Raw genomic sequence first — 230 nt, forward strand, 5'->3', positions numbered from 1 at the left:
GTGCATCGAGCGTTTCACTCCAGCGCCGCCGCCACCGCCCGCACACGCTCCTGATGCACCGCGTCCTTGATGCCGGCCGGCGCATCGGCGAGTTGCTTCGCGACCGCACCCGCATCCACGCCGCGCGCCGCGACGAGCGCGACTCTCAAGCGCTCGGCCTGCGGATAGTCGCGCGCCTCGAAACCGAGCCGCCCGCGCGCGTCGGCTTCGCAAGCCTGCAAGGCTTCGGC

General features: G+C 72.6%; 1 pseudogene. It reads right to left on the reverse strand.

Going from position 1 to position 230, the window contains the following annotated elements:
* Positions 1-14 precede the first annotated feature (14 nt).
* Positions 15-230 (reverse strand): annotated as a pseudogene (gene cca, locus SB822_RS61445) (multifunctional CCA tRNA nucleotidyl transferase/2'3'-cyclic phosphodiesterase/2'nucleotidase/phosphatase); the annotation flags it as partial.

Origin of the sequence: Paraburkholderia sp. SIMBA_054 (assembly GCF_046534875.1) — a bacterium.
Classification (GTDB): Bacteria; Pseudomonadota; Gammaproteobacteria; order Burkholderiales; family Burkholderiaceae; genus Paraburkholderia; species Paraburkholderia hospita.